Source organism: Desulfoconvexum algidum (assembly GCF_055382125.1).
The window spans coordinates 5,971,927-5,985,570 of record NZ_AP042394.1 but is presented as its reverse complement, the minus strand read 5'-3'; the positions used below and the strand labels follow the sequence as shown (position 1 = coordinate 5,985,570).

Sequence of the window (13,644 nt, the reverse complement as noted above, 5' to 3'; positions counted from 1 at the left end):
CTAAGTTGAAATATAAAAAAACATTTTGGCATAGAATTAGATCTATTTTTGATTGTGAATCTATGGAAATAATTTACAAAGCATTGCTTTGGGGATTCAAGGTCAACAAACCTATCATCCTTGATGATTCTGCATAAAAGCACACATAGTCGTTTGATTTATTTTAATAAAAATTTCGAACAAGGGGATCGATCAATAAAAATGTATCCAGCCTTAAGATCAAGGGATCCGTTTATGCTTTATTCTTTAATAAGGTTTTATAAAACGATAATTGATAGTTCCTCTTACATTTTATAGATAAAAAAAGCTATATCAGAGCAAAACTGTTCGTTAAAATGATTAATTTTGACGAACAAGACGATTACTATATTCTATATAAAATGGCGGCGGGAATTGCTGCTACTGGAGTATTAAATGACAGATTTTGATGCAGATACAATTGTTATTGGTTCTGGCTCAGGCGGTTTGACCTCAGCACTTGCTTTGGCACGGGCCGGGCAAAAGGTTATCGTTCTCGAGCAGCACTATGTCTTGGGCGGTTGGTGCCATAATTTTACCAGGGGGGGCTTTACTTTCAACCCTGGTGTCCACTATATGGGCCGGTTGGGTCCAGGCGGTGAAGCCAGGGGTATTTATGAAGGTCTTGGCACGGCCAACGACCTTATTTTTTTTGAACAAAATCCTGAGCACTATGAGCATTGCCATATTGGCGGGGTAAAATTTGACTACCATGCCCATCTTCCCTCAATGACACAGCGTCTTTTGGAAAGATTTCCCAAGGAACAAAAGGGCATCGGGAAGTATATGGAGCTTCTGCAAAATCTTGTCCACCAGTTTCCCTTGATATTTGAAATCAACACCATTAAAGATGTCATACTGATGCCATATCGGACCAGACATATCGGTCGCTATGGTCTCTACAGTTTAAAACGGATTCTTGAGGGCTGGATAGCAGATCCTGTTGTCCGTGGGATTCTCTCTGCGCAGTGTGGTGATCAGGGCCTACCCCCATCTAAAACAATGATGCTACTTCATGCTTCAGTGGTCCGGCACTATGAGCATGGCGGCTATTATCCCCATGGAGGGGGAGGGGCAATTGCCGAAGCCCTTGTTAAAGCCATTCGGCGCACTGGAAACGAAGTAAGGATGACAGCAAACGTTGATAAAATAATAACTGAATCAAACGGCAGAAGACGTCATGTTCTGGGTGTTAAGCTTTCAGATGGTCAAGAGCTCAGGGCAAGGCATGTCATATCAAATGCAGATCCGCACAAGACTTTTTATGGCATGGTGGGAGAAGAAAACCTGAGCAGGAAGCTTAAAAAACGGTTAAACAAAACCCGTTACTCGTTAACCTCTCTTATTTTATTTTTAGCGGTTGATATGGATATAAAGGCGGCTGGCCTGGATTCCGGAAATATTTGGTATTCAAAAGAACCTGATTTTGACAAAGTATTTATCAAGGCTCATGATCCCGGACTCTATAAAAAAGACTCTTTTGAGTCGCTGTTTATTTCAGCTCCGACTCAAAAGGATCCAACTCTTTATAACGGTAAGGGCCATACTCTAGAGGTTATTACGTATATCGGATATGAGGTTTTCAGAAAGTTTGAAGGTAGTGAATATGGCGCCAGAACAAAAGAATATGAAGCTCTAAAACAAAAAATTATTAAAATGTTTTTAACAACCCTGGAGAAAATCATTCCGGGTATTACCAAGCATATTCTATTTTGTGAGCTGGGAACGCCCCTTACTAACGCCCATTACATAAATTGTACAGATGGATCTGTATATGGTACAGAAAAAAATTACACACAAATTGGTCCCCTTGCATATCGGGTCAGAACCGAAATTGAGGGGTTAAGATTAGCGGGCGCAAGTACTGTATCCCATGGGGTTACAGGAGCAGCCCTATCAGGATTATACGCAGCAGCGTCTATCATGGATTGCAAGTTGCCTGAGCTGCTTAATCCCGAAGGCCAGCAATTAAGAACCTATCCGTCTGAGGATCAAAGCAGATGGCCTGAATGGCTTAAGGAAAAAATACGGTAAAAAGGTGCACTTATGAACCGACCCTGAATTTTAGGCTTTTTATAATTTTCTCAGCAACAATGACGCTTTTTATTAGTCTATTTTTCATTGCGTACTTCTATTTGCTGAAACAGCCGGCATACCCGACAAGCATGATGCCTTTAACGTTCCTGGATCGGCTTATCGGTTTTCAACCCACTATACCTCTCTTTGTGGATCTATGTTTCCCTTCCCCCGGCCTTGCTGGAGACGCGACGGGAGTTATCTGGCTATGCCCTATCCATGGCTGGCACCTGCCTTGCGGGGTTGCTGGTATTCTACGTCTGGCCCACAGTTATGCCTGTGGCGGACATTGACTGGGCGCAGTATCCGGATGTGAATTTCCTGATTCTCCTGCCTGATCCGTGTCGATTCAGCTGAATCTGTGCACTCGTCCACCCTTTATATGGGGTTGATTTTCAAGATTTTGGAATCTCTTTAAGTTTTAATTCCATCCTGGTTACGATCGGTACCCGGTAAAGATGAGGTCCGGATATTTGATTTGTGATTATGGCCGATGCCTGGTAAAGTTCAATATTCTCTCTGTCGGTAGAATTGGGCAGCTAAGAAACTTTGACGGTACTTTTAAATTATGTGGATTGTAACATGCTGAAAAAACATATCTATATTGATATAGATGATGTGGTATCAAAAACCACAGATACCTATGCGGGTATTGTTGAACGGGAATTCGGGAAACAGGTTTTGTTTGAACAGATTGTTACCTTTGATCTGAGGGTATCCTTTGGTCTGACCGAGAATGAGTTCCATTATTTTTTTGATTTGATTCACCAGCCCGACCATCTTCTCGGGTTTGAACCGGTGGAGGGATCTGTTGCGGTCCTTTTAAAATGGGCCCATGCTGGCCATTGCATTGAAATTGTCACCGGCCGTCCCACTTCCGCCCTGGAGGTCTCTCTGGAATGGCTTGAAAAACAAGGGGTCCCCTTTGATTCTTTTACCATGGTGGACAAGTACAATAGGCCGGGAAATGATCCTGCCATTGCCATATCAAAGGAAGAACTGTGCCGGCGAACCTATGATTTGGCCGTTGAAGATTCCTGGGAAATGGCCCTTTTTATAGCCAATACCATGGGGGTACCCGTTGCATTGTATGACCGGCCCTGGAACGCTCAACCCATCAACCATGAACGGGTGGTGCGGTGTGCCTCCTGGCAGGAAATCGGAGAACAGCTCCCCAGGGTTGGGCAGACCCCTGTTTGAATCTGTTTTTAAGGTACCAGGCGGATCAGGGCCCAGGCTCCAAAGCCCAGAAGAACCAACCCCGCAGCTCGATTTGTCCCTTCAAGGGCCCTTGCATTCAGTCGTTGTTTCAGTTGCCCCACTCCCAAGGTCAGTATCATCCACCAGAGGCATGACCCCAGGAAAACACCTATCACCAGGGAGAGTGCACCCGCATGCCCATTTGGGGCAGCACTAAGGCCCAGTTCTGCGAAAATGGCCATAAAGGCCATGATGGTCATGGGATTGGTCAGGGTTAGAAAAAAAGCGGATAAATAAGAGGGTATATATCCCTTGAACTTGGGAGTGTCCTTCGCTTGTTCAGGGGATTTTTGTTTCAGTGTTGAAATGCCTAAGCCGCATAAAAACAGGCCGCCTGCAAGGAGGAGCCAGGTTTGAAATCCCAGGAGTAGATTGGAAATAACAACTATGCCAAAGCCTGCCACACAGCCGTAAACCGCATCGGCCGTGGCGGCGCCCAGACCTGTGATAAATCCTGCCCCGGGGCCGTGATCAAGGCTTCTTTTGATGGTCAAGATGCCAATGGGCCCAACCGGGGCTGCAATGGAGAAGCCGATCACAATTCCTTTGATAAAAAAGTTGATTAAAAATTCAAATTCTATGTATAGTTCCTTGTGCTGCAATTGTGTTGTTTATAGGAGCCCTATTTTATCTGATCCGAGGGGGGAAAGTACATGGGGAAATCCTGTTTTTTAAGGGCAAAAAGTTTAAAAATAAAGGAAAATTTCCAATGGACTTTAAACTTGAAAAGTCGCTGGACAAAATCGGTCGCGCAATTGTCCGGGAGCTTGTGAAAAATGCACGGATTTCCTTTAGCGAATTGGGCCGGGTGGTGGGCCTTTCCACGCCGGCGGTGACAGAACGGGTGAGAAAGCTGGAAGCGGCCGGAATTATCACAGGGTACCACGCTGCCGTCAATGGGGATTTGCTGGGGGAAAAGGTGATTGCCTTTATCCAGCTGGATACCCAGGCTGCTTGTTACGATCGGGTGAAGGCGCGGGCAAGGCAATTGATCCAGGTGTTGGAGTGCCATCACATCAGTGGGGAAAGTGCCTTTATTCTCAAGGTCATGGTGGCATCTGTGGCCGATCTGGAAACCCTTGTGGCAAGGTTCAGCCCCTTTGGCCTTACCAAAACCACCATTGTGTTGTCTTCCTTAAATGAAAAAAGTCCCCTACCGGTTATTTTCCCCGGGGATCGGGTGCCGGGATAACCATTTTCCAGAACAGGATAAAAAAATCATCAAAGTTTGCCGTCAGCTTCCAGGTCATGCCTTGATAATACCAATTATGGATGTACCGGTGACAGACCATGTAATAGGCATCCATGATCTGGGAAAATGAGAGATTTGAATCAATTTTTCCCTGTTCAACAGCCCTTTTAATATGTTCTTTGAGCAGGATCAGGTCATCTTTTCGGCGATAGCTTTTGTCCTTCATCCAGGTGCGCATGGGGACCGTTATAAAAGCGGTTACCGCCAGCCCGGGATTCTTATCGTAAAAATCAAAGGTGACCCAGAATACTTTTCTGAAAATTTCTTTGATACTGTCCATGCCGGCAATGTGGCGTTCCATGGTCTGGCCGATCCGGGAGATTTTTTCATCCAGGATGGCAAAGATTAACTGCTCCTTGGACCTGAAATATTTGTAGAGGGTGCCAGAGCTGATGCCGCTTTTCAGGCTTATTTCCCGGATATTGACCCCGTGGAAATCGTGGCTTGAAAAAAGGTCGAGCACCACGGGGTAGAGTCGGTCCTTGAGTTTTTCCGGCATCACCGGTTTCGGCATCACCGTCACTGGCATTTGGGGATGGCCTGGAGTATTATTCGGTCTGGCCGCCATCCCATTTCCCCTGTTGTCTTAAGTTTTCTATGATGGCAGCAGCTTTTTCCATGAGGCGGATTTTATCCACCTTGGTACTCCGGGTCAAGGGAAATTCTTCGCCAATAGGCCAGATTTCCACATGCAAGGGGCGCTTATAGGCGGCAATGGACTTGCAATGGGCCAGGACAGCCTCCATGGTCAGGGCATGCCCGGGTTTGGGCCGGACAAAGGCAAAGATGGCTTCGTCAAACAGATAATGTTTCATGCCCACCACATCCACCAGATCCACCCCGTCCATGGCGGCAATATGGTCTTCCACCTCTCCGGGAAAGACATTATAGCCTTTTTGTTTGACCATGAATTTTTTCCGGCCGGATAAATACAATGCCCGATACCCGTCCATCTGTCGGAAATATCCCAGATCCCCGGTGTAGAGAATTCCTTCGGTGGAGACAGCTTTTCTTGTTTCTTCGGGCTGATTAAAATAACCCAGAAAAACAACCGGCGGGTGGTAGCAGATTTCACCGGCTTCGTTGTCCGGCAGTTCTTCGCCTGCGGATCCGTCTTCTCGCATGGGGGCTCGAACCGTGACACGGGCAAGGTCATCAAAGGCTTGGCCCACCTGTCCGGCCATCTCTTCCATGGAAATGCCCGGTGGGGTAAATGTGGCAAACCCGGCATTCTCCGTCATGCCGAGGCCGGTGCCGAATTTGGGAGCCATGGTGGCCAGTCGTTCAAGGAATTTTACGTCCACGGCAGCACCGGCATAGGCCACAAATTCAAGGCTGGACAGGTCAAAGGAATTGTATTCCGGTAGGTTCCAGAGCATCCGGAACATGGTGGGGATTTGCCCCATGACGGTCACCTTGTGGCGCTCCACGGCCTCAAGGCTGGTTTTGGCGTCAAATATCCGCAGCAGAACCGCCTTGCCGCCCAGGTACATGGTGGTCATAAAGGTTTCAGTGACGCATCCCACATGGCTGGGGGGCAAATTGACCAGGCAGGTAAAGGTGTCATTGGCAACATCAGAGCCAAACCCCTTTGCCAGTATCTGGTTCTGGACAATGATATTTTCATGGCAGAGAACGGCGGGTTTGGGTTCGCCCGTGGTACCCGTGGTGTATATGATCAGGGCCGGTGTTCTTGTTTCCACTTGGGCATAGGCTTTTTTCAGACCGCCTGTGAAAAAATCGGCAACCTTGAGCCAGAGCAATCGTTTTTTGTCCATGAGGGCGGTGATGCTCATAGCCTTGTCAATAATATCGCCGGCCTTGGGATCCGGTGTGAACTGGACCAGGTGTTCAACACAAGAGCATCCCTTTTGAACTGCCGTTCCCACTTTTCTGAAATCTTTTACCGGTGTATTGCCCAAAAAGAAAAAGGCCTTTGGCTCGATTTTGTCGATGTCCCGGACCACTTCGGTCTCTGTTAATCTTAGATCCAGAGGCGCGAAGATGGCGCCAATTTTAAAACAGGCATACATGAGCATGAGATGTTCCGGCACCAGAACCAGCTGGGTGGCCACCCGGTCCCCCTTTTGGATGCCCATGTCCAGCAGTTTCAGGGCAAAAAAGTCAATCAGGGAGTAAAATTTTTTGTAGGTAAAACTTCGGTTGTCCTCGTGCTGGATCATGGCCACATGGTCCGGCCTTTCTTTGGCCCATTTTTCAATATAATCGTTTACTGTTGCAAGTCGTGGGGTCATGCTGGCTCCTTTTTTATTTTAAGGTATCCGGATCGAAGGGCTTGTTTATTGTCTGCGTTGAGTACGTTAAAAAAGATATCCCTGTGATGGAAATGTTCCTTGTATCCAAGGCAATTGATTTCAATGCTTGTTCCCGGTTTTACCATGCCGGTAAAATTGCAGGCAATCTGAGAAATCCGATCGGGATCGCCGCCTGCTTCCCGGTTGACGAGCGCTTGGACTGCCAGGGCCAGGGTGGCGGTTCCTTGGAGGATAATTCCGGGCAGCCCCACTTCTCGGGCAAATTTAGGGGAGGTATGAATGGGAAATTCAATGTGGGTGCATCCGTCATAGACATAGGGGAGCCATCGCTCAATTTTGCGTTTACAATTCCATACCGGGGCGCCAGGAGGATCGGGTGGGTCAAATTTCGGCAGGGTGGGCAGTTGTTGTCTGCCCGTTTCCCCCAGGCATTCAACCCCCCGGAGCATGGCCCCGATATATTCGGTAAAAACCGGGTTTTTCTCCTTGTCTGTGGCGGTGAGTTCAATCACGGCGTGGGTTCCTGCCCGGTGGGGCAGGAGGGCTGCAATCTGACCGGTCAAGTCCAGGGAATCCCCGGGCCGGACCAATCGGTGGAGGATGAGGTGTTCGGTGTAGTGGACCTGGGTAAACAGAACCTCTTTTGGGAACTCCCTTGAATCAATATACCGGCCCAGGTTGCTCAGAATGGGCCAGGTCACGGCCACGGGAAAGGTGGGAGGGGCAACAAGTCCGCTTTTTTTTGTGTCATCGAAATAAAGGGGATTGTCATCCTGGATTGCTGCAGCAAAATTGGTGGTCTCCTGCCAGGTGATTTTGGCATTGTGGGGAGCCAGTCGAGTTCCGGCAAGCTTGCTGTCCAGTTTCATTGTTCATGTCTCCACTGCTGAAGTAAGCTTAAAAAAAATGTTTGTACTGATAGCTAAATCATAGTTTTAATTATATGTCAAAAAGAAAACGATGTTTTAATTGTGTCAGTAATAGATAAGAAATGTCCTGGTTTTTTTTGTTAAAACTGGTATCTTTTAAAAAAAGCAGATATAAATAAAATTTTTATGGAAAATTGTTCAATCGTTTTGGGAGGATAGAAAGATGAAAAAAGTTGGATTGGTCGGCTGGAGGGGAATGGTGGGGTCTGTTCTTATGGAAAGAATGATGGCGGAAGATGATTTTAAAAAATTTACTCCGATTTTCTTTACCACCTCCCAGGCAGGCCAGCGAGCACCCTCTGTGGGGGTGGATGCCCCAGCCCTGATTGATGCCCACAATGTGGATGCCCTCATGGAGATGGATATTATTCTCTCCTGCCAGGGCGGCTCCTATACCAAGACGGTGCGTCCCAAACTTGAAGAGAACGATTGGAAGGGATACTGGATTGATGCGGCCTCCACCCTGCGCATGGATAAACAGAGCATTATTGCCCTGGATCCGGTCAACAATGGCCTGATAGAAGAAGGCCTTGCCCGGGGGATTAAAAATTATATCGGGGGAAATTGTACGGTTTCCCTCATGCTCATGGCCCTGGGAGGCCTGTTTGAAAACGATGCAGTGGAGTGGCTTACCTCCATGACCTACCAGGCCGCTTCTGGGGCCGGTGCCAAAAATATGGAAGAACTGGTCGCCCAGATGCGATATATCGGGGACAAAGCCGCCGGTATCCTGGACAATCCTGCCTCGGCCATCCTGGATTTGGACAGAAATGTTACCGACACCATCCGATCCAAGGGATTTCCCGTGGACAATTGGGCTGTGCCCCTGGGGGCCAGCCTTATTCCCTGGATTGACCGGGCCATGGACAACGGCCAGACCCGGGAAGAATGGAAGGGGTTGGTGGAGACCAACAAAATTTTGGGCCGGTCCGACAATCCTGTGCCCATTGACGGACAATGCGTACGCATCAGCTCCATGCGCTGCCACAGCCAGGCCTTTACCATTAAGTTGAAAAAGAATCTGCCTTTAGATGAGATCAATGCCATGCTGGCAGACAATAATGACTGGGTAAAGGTAATCCCCAACCTTAAGGAAGAGACCATCCATCAACTGACGCCGGCTGCTGTCACCGGCACCCTCACCGTGCCCGTGGGCCGGATCCGGAAGATGAACCTGGGGGATGATTTTTTAACCGCATTTTCTGTGGGGGACCAGCTCCTGTGGGGAGCGGCAGAGCCTTTACGCCGGGTTCTAAACATCATTCTTTAACACGACTTAAGAGTACCGGATTGATATCCAACTCATTGATGTTTCCTTGTACCAGGGGGTGTGGAATGCCGCCACGGATATCTGTCTGTCCAAACGAAAATTTGACCAAAAGGGTATCCCCCAACCAGAGTATTTGGAACGGCTGGAAATTTTATAGGTCAGATTTTATAAATCAACTATTATCGTTCAGGGCAGGCGGATCTCAAAGGTCAGGCCTCTCTTGGTATTCCGGGCTATTATATTCCCCTTGCACCTTGTTACCTGTTTCTTTGTAATGGTCAGTCCAAGGCCCGAGCCGGGGGCTGTATTTCCCCGGGTCCTGTAAAAGGGTTTGAATATCATTTTAAGCTCTTTGTCGTCCAGGGGGGGGCAGGTATTGGCCACTGTGAAACCCACGCCCCGCCTATACCCAGGAAGGGGTTCGATTAAGATGGTTCCGTTTTCAGGAGTGTATTTTACGGCATTGTCCAACAGGTTGGAGAGAATGGATTTGAGAACGGACTTGTCCTGGTTTGCCCGCATTGTGTCAGGAAATTTATGGGCTATTCCAATGTTTTTTTGCAGGAGCAAGGAATGGTATTGGTTCAGCACTTTGTCCAGGAACTCTTTAAAATTAAAGCTTTCCAGGGCGAGGTCGGATTCCTGGTAATCAATTTTAGACAGCTTGAGTACCTGGTCAATCAGGGTGTCCAGACTCTGAATGTCAGATTCCATGTTTTGGAGATACCGGTGTATGTCTTGTTTGGCCATTTCTTTGTCCAATTTGTCTATTTTGTCAAAAATCAGTTCCCTGGATACCTGGATTCTGGTAAGGGGGCTGCGAAGTTCATGGGATACATTGGCGGACAATTCCTTGCTTCCCTGGATCATTTTTTCCATTTTGTCTGCCATGAAATTAAAGGAATGGCCCAGCTTGGCAATCTCGTCATTGCCTTTGATATCTGTCCTGTAGGACAGGTTGCCATTGGCAAATTCAAGGGCGGATCGATTCAGCTGATTGACCCTTCGTGTGATCCGCCTGGCAAGGGGAATGATTAAAAGGGCCACCAACCCGCCGATGATCAATATGCCGACAAAGAAAATGCCTTCCGGCTGATTTGGATTCCGGGTATCATAATAAAGATGCAGTCGCAACTCGTTGTTCCCCTCCTTTATGGGGAGAATGGCATAATATTGGTTCCGCTTCCGAATAAAATGATAGAGGGTAATGCCGTTTTGATGATGGATCTGGCGTTGAAATCCTTTTTGGGCAATATTGACAGGGTCTTTAAATGTTTTTATCTGGATTCCTTTTTCAGGATCACTGATCCAGATTTTTAAATCAAAAAGAGAGGAAAAGGTGTCCAGCTGTTTTTTCAAATCCAGGTTCCGGGCAACGGGCAGCAAGGGATGATCGTCGATTTTTTCCTGGACCATTTCCTGGAAAATCTCAAGCTTGGGAAAGGCTTTTCGATCAAGATAATCCCGAAAGGATCTCCCCCCCAGGGTAATAAACAGGATAAGGATCAGGGTCAGGGTAACAAAAAGGACCATCAAAAAGGAGAGAAGGATTTTTAGATACAGGCGCTTGATTTTCATGGAATGTCCACAAACATATAACCGGTTCCCCAGATGGTTTTGATCCTTTTGGGGGATCCGGGGGCTGTTTCAATTTTTGCCCGCAGCCTGCTGATATGAATATCGATGCTCCTGTCAAAGACCATGAAATCCCTTCCCTGGGCAAGATTCATGATCTGGTCCCGGCTGAGGACGGTATTGGGGCTTTTCATCAATACTTCCAGGATATTGAATTCTGTGGTGGACAGGTCAACCACTTTTTTGTCGACTTCAATGGTGTGAGCCGCTCGGTTTAAGATCATGTTATGGCACCGGATGAGAAGATCTTCGCAGGAATCCTGTGTTGTCAAAAGATCCTGGCGTCGGAGAATTGCCTTGATCCTGGCCAGAAGTTCCCTGGGGTTAAAGGGCTTGGGCAGGTAGTCGTCTGCTCCCAGTTCCAGGCCGATGATCTTGTCTGTGTCATCCCCTTTGGCTGTCAGCATGATCACAGGAAGAGAGTGAGCCTTGCGGATATCTTTTAATACTTCAAGGCCGTCTTTGCCCGGCAGCATGATATCCAGAATGATCAGATCCGGGGCGTTTGCTTTTATCTCATCCACGGCATGATCGCCTTCAAGTGCATGGGATACCCTAAAGTTATTTTCTTCCAGATATTCTTTCAGCAGGTGAATTAACTTGATATCATCATCAATGATCAAAATTTTACGGGTCATGGTCTTGTTTCTCTCTTTATTATTTTTGGGGTACAATAACACCCCTTTAGGCCCTGTGCAAGAAATGTCCATTGTCTTGCTTGACTTTTTCCAGGGGTTTGAATATCAATGATTTATGCAGTGTTTATCTTATTGGATGTTGAGACGGATTTATGAAATTTGACGTGCACGGGAAATATGAGTTTGAAGTACGGGGTGAGATTTTTATCCTTCGCTTTTATCAAAATTGGAATGAAGAGTGTGCCAGGGATTTTTTTGCGGCTTATAAATCCCTGGTTCTTGAAAAAAAAATAAAACAATTCGGGGTGCTGGCAGACTTTCGAAAATTTGAAGGGGGCACACCCAAAGCCATTCAATATTTTGAAAAAATTCTCCACTGGGCCATGGCCCAGGGGCAGATTGCCAGGGCCCAGATCATCAACTCCATCCTCAAAGAATATATTGTCAATAAACCTTCCCAGGGACAAGATGTCTTTCCCATCCAGACCTTTAAAGACGAATCATCAGCCCTGGCCTGGCTTGAAGATCAGGGCCTGGCAATAAAATAAAATTATTTGTTGGGCTCGGCCCCCTCCTATTGCTGCGGCCAGAGATCGTAAAAATGGTGGACCGGGCCATGGCCTCGTCCGGTCTGATACGCTGCCCCCGCTGAAAGCGCACCGATAATATAGGCTTTGGCATTTTTTACAGCCATTTCCAGCTCAATCCCCCTGGCCAGATTTGCTGCAATGGCTGAGGACAGGGTGCAGCCTGTGCCGTGGGTGTTGGGAGTATGGATCCGCTTTCCAAAAAATTCTGTCATGGTCTTGTTTTTGTTTTGATACAGGAGGTCGCAGCTGTCGTCACCCATGAGATGCCCTCCCTTCACAAGAACATTGGCAGATCCAAAATCGGCAAGGTCCCGGGCCGCTCTGTCCATGTCTTCCTTCTTCTCAACGGGCCGGCCCAATAACACAGAAGCCTCGGGAAGGTTGGGGGTGATAAGGGTGGCCAGGGGAAGAAGACACTCTTTGAGAGCCTGGACTGCATCGTCCTGGAGAAGTTTGTCCCCGCTTTTTGAAATCATCACCGGGTCCACCACAATATTGGGGCATTTCCAATCGGTCAGTTTTTGGGCCACGATTTCGATGACCGCCGGAGAATGGAGCATACCGATCTTTACAGCATCCACCCCAATGTCCTCCATGACAGCATCGATCTGTTGGCCGATAAATTCCGGTGGTGCTGGGAAAATACCGGTCACCACCCGGGTATTCTGTGCGGTAAGGGCGGTGATGGCGGACATGCCAAAGCAGCCCAGGGCTGAAAAAGTTTTTAGATCTGCCTGGATGCCGGCACCGCCGCTGCTGTCCGAGCCCGCTATGGTGAGTGCTCTGAAATAGGTTTTCATGATGGATCTCCTGTGAAGGCCTGGTGGTTTGTGGCCGGGTAAACGTCTTTCATCCTCATCCCTCCCCCCTAAAGCCGCAAATAATCTTGAATATGGGTTTCAGACAATTGGTACAGGGTGTCAATGAAATTGAGCTGGAGGCTGGCAGGCCCATGTGCATCTTCGGCGGCTATCTGCCCTGTAATACCCATGACGGCCATTGTATGGGCAGCTGCCAGGTGATAGTCGGGATTCACGGCGGCAAAGGCGCCGCAAAGGGCAGAGGCAGTGCATCCTAAGCCGGTTACCCTTGTCATCATGGCATCTCCGTTTTTTACACGGGTCATTTTTCCTTTGGAGACAATATAGTCGGTTTTTCCGGTGATGCAGACCACGGCACCAAATTCTTTGTTCAATGCCCTGGCAGATTCAATGGCCAGATCCGAGGCAGAGCTGGAGTCAACACCCTTGGTGGCCACTCCTACTTTGTCCAGGTTTGGTTCGCACAGGGCCATGATTTCAGATCCGTTCCCCCGGATGATGGACGGGGATGCCGTCTGGAGAAGTTCCCTTGCCGTGCGGGTCCTGTATTCGGTGGCGCCCGCGCCAACCGGATCCAGGATAATGGGGATGTTGCGTTCCTTTGCCCGGGCTCCTGCCGTTGCCATGGCCCGGATCCAGGGATCGCTCAGGGTGCCGATGTTGATGACCAGGGCATTGGCAATATTTACCATGTCGCAAACTTCCGCTTCGGCATGGGCCATGACAGGGGAGGCGCCCAGGGCCAGCAGGGCATTGGCGGTATTGTTCATTGCCACATAGTTGGTGATATTATGGACCAGGGGGCTTTTTTCCCGGATCTGCTCCAGATCTTTCCATATACCGGTTGGGGTGATAGTCATTGGGCTTCTCCTTATGGGT

Annotated in this window: 13 protein-coding genes; 5 read left to right on the top strand and 8 right to left on the bottom strand. The window is 48.1% G+C overall.

What is annotated here, in order from left to right:
- The first annotated feature begins 414 nt into the window (after window positions 1-414).
- Together ACZ45G_RS26950 and ACZ45G_RS26945 are read left to right on the top strand one after the other, a co-directional pair.
- The gene (locus tag ACZ45G_RS26950) at window positions 415-2,052 is read left to right on the top strand and encodes a phytoene desaturase family protein (protein ID WP_464173672.1); all 1,638 of its coding nucleotides are present in this window, start codon (window positions 415-417) and stop codon (window positions 2,050-2,052) included.
- A 624-nt stretch (window positions 2,053-2,676) separates the two neighbouring features.
- Window positions 2,677-3,294 carry a 5' nucleotidase, NT5C type gene (locus ACZ45G_RS26945; RefSeq protein WP_464173671.1) on the top strand — a complete coding sequence of 206 codons (618 nt, stop codon included), beginning with the start codon at window positions 2,677-2,679 and terminating at the stop codon, window positions 3,292-3,294.
- Between the two features lie 8 nt (window positions 3,295-3,302).
- Here the strand turns inward: ACZ45G_RS26945 and ACZ45G_RS26940 are convergent, their stop codons facing one another.
- Window positions 3,303-3,893, bottom strand: coding sequence for a LysE family translocator (locus ACZ45G_RS26940; protein WP_464173670.1), 591 nt, complete (start codon window positions 3,891-3,893; stop codon window positions 3,303-3,305).
- A 170-nt stretch (window positions 3,894-4,063) separates the two neighbouring features.
- Here ACZ45G_RS26940 and ACZ45G_RS26935 point away from each other — a divergent pair, with 170 nt between their 5' ends.
- Window positions 4,064-4,546: an Lrp/AsnC family transcriptional regulator gene (locus ACZ45G_RS26935; RefSeq protein ID WP_464173669.1), complete on the top strand. Its 483-nt coding sequence runs from the start codon at window positions 4,064-4,066 to the stop codon at window positions 4,544-4,546.
- On the opposite strand, the gene ACZ45G_RS26930 is transcribed toward ACZ45G_RS26935, so the two are convergent.
- The 3 genes from ACZ45G_RS26930 to ACZ45G_RS26920 are packed head-to-tail and all read right to left on the bottom strand — an operon-like array spanning window position 4,515 to window position 7,751.
- Entirely contained in the window at window positions 4,515-5,174 is a 660-nt protein-coding gene (locus tag ACZ45G_RS26930) for a TetR/AcrR family transcriptional regulator (protein ID WP_464173668.1), read from the bottom strand. The two genes, ACZ45G_RS26935 and ACZ45G_RS26930, sit on opposite strands and share 32 nt — an antisense overlap.
- Window positions 5,155-6,861, bottom strand: a complete 1,707-nt coding sequence (locus ACZ45G_RS26925) for a class I adenylate-forming enzyme family protein (RefSeq protein WP_464173667.1) — start codon at window positions 6,859-6,861, stop codon at window positions 5,155-5,157. Before ACZ45G_RS26925 ends, ACZ45G_RS26930 begins: the two co-directional genes overlap by 20 nt.
- Window positions 6,858-7,751, bottom strand: coding sequence for a MaoC/PaaZ C-terminal domain-containing protein (locus ACZ45G_RS26920; protein WP_464173666.1), 894 nt, complete (start codon window positions 7,749-7,751; stop codon window positions 6,858-6,860). The genes ACZ45G_RS26925 and ACZ45G_RS26920 overlap by 4 nt, the downstream gene beginning before the upstream one ends.
- A gap of 223 nt (window positions 7,752-7,974) precedes the next feature.
- On the opposite strand from ACZ45G_RS26920, the gene asd reads away from it, so the two are divergent.
- Window positions 7,975-9,081, top strand: a complete 1,107-nt coding sequence (gene asd / locus ACZ45G_RS26915) for an aspartate-semialdehyde dehydrogenase (RefSeq protein WP_464173665.1) — start codon at window positions 7,975-7,977, stop codon at window positions 9,079-9,081.
- Between the two features lie 186 nt (window positions 9,082-9,267).
- Here asd and ACZ45G_RS26910 read toward each other — a convergent pair whose 3' ends face one another.
- A complete protein-coding gene (locus ACZ45G_RS26910; RefSeq protein WP_464173664.1) occupies window positions 9,268-10,659 on the bottom strand; it encodes a HAMP domain-containing sensor histidine kinase in 1,392 nt (463 codons plus the stop codon).
- Window positions 10,656-11,354: a response regulator gene (locus tag ACZ45G_RS26905; protein ID WP_464173663.1), complete on the bottom strand. Its 699-nt coding sequence runs from the start codon at window positions 11,352-11,354 to the stop codon at window positions 10,656-10,658. Before ACZ45G_RS26905 ends, ACZ45G_RS26910 begins: the two co-directional genes overlap by 4 nt.
- Before the next feature lie 152 nt (window positions 11,355-11,506).
- Between ACZ45G_RS26905 and ACZ45G_RS26900 the strand changes: the two genes are divergently transcribed.
- Window positions 11,507-11,902 (top strand): hypothetical protein, encoded by a 396-nt coding sequence (locus ACZ45G_RS26900; RefSeq protein ID WP_464173662.1) that lies wholly within the window; start codon window positions 11,507-11,509, stop codon window positions 11,900-11,902.
- Window positions 11,903-11,928: 26 nt separating this feature from the next.
- Here ACZ45G_RS26900 and thiD read toward each other — a convergent pair whose 3' ends face one another.
- On the bottom strand, window positions 11,929-12,744 hold the full coding sequence (thiD, locus tag ACZ45G_RS26895) for a bifunctional hydroxymethylpyrimidine kinase/phosphomethylpyrimidine kinase (RefSeq protein WP_464173661.1): 816 nt from the start codon (window positions 12,742-12,744) through the stop codon (window positions 11,929-11,931).
- A 68-nt stretch (window positions 12,745-12,812) separates the two neighbouring features.
- Complete coding sequence (thiM, locus tag ACZ45G_RS26890; RefSeq protein WP_464173660.1) at window positions 12,813-13,625, bottom strand: hydroxyethylthiazole kinase; 813 nt, start codon at window positions 13,623-13,625, stop codon at window positions 12,813-12,815.
- Window positions 13,626-13,644: the final 19 nt, after the last annotated feature.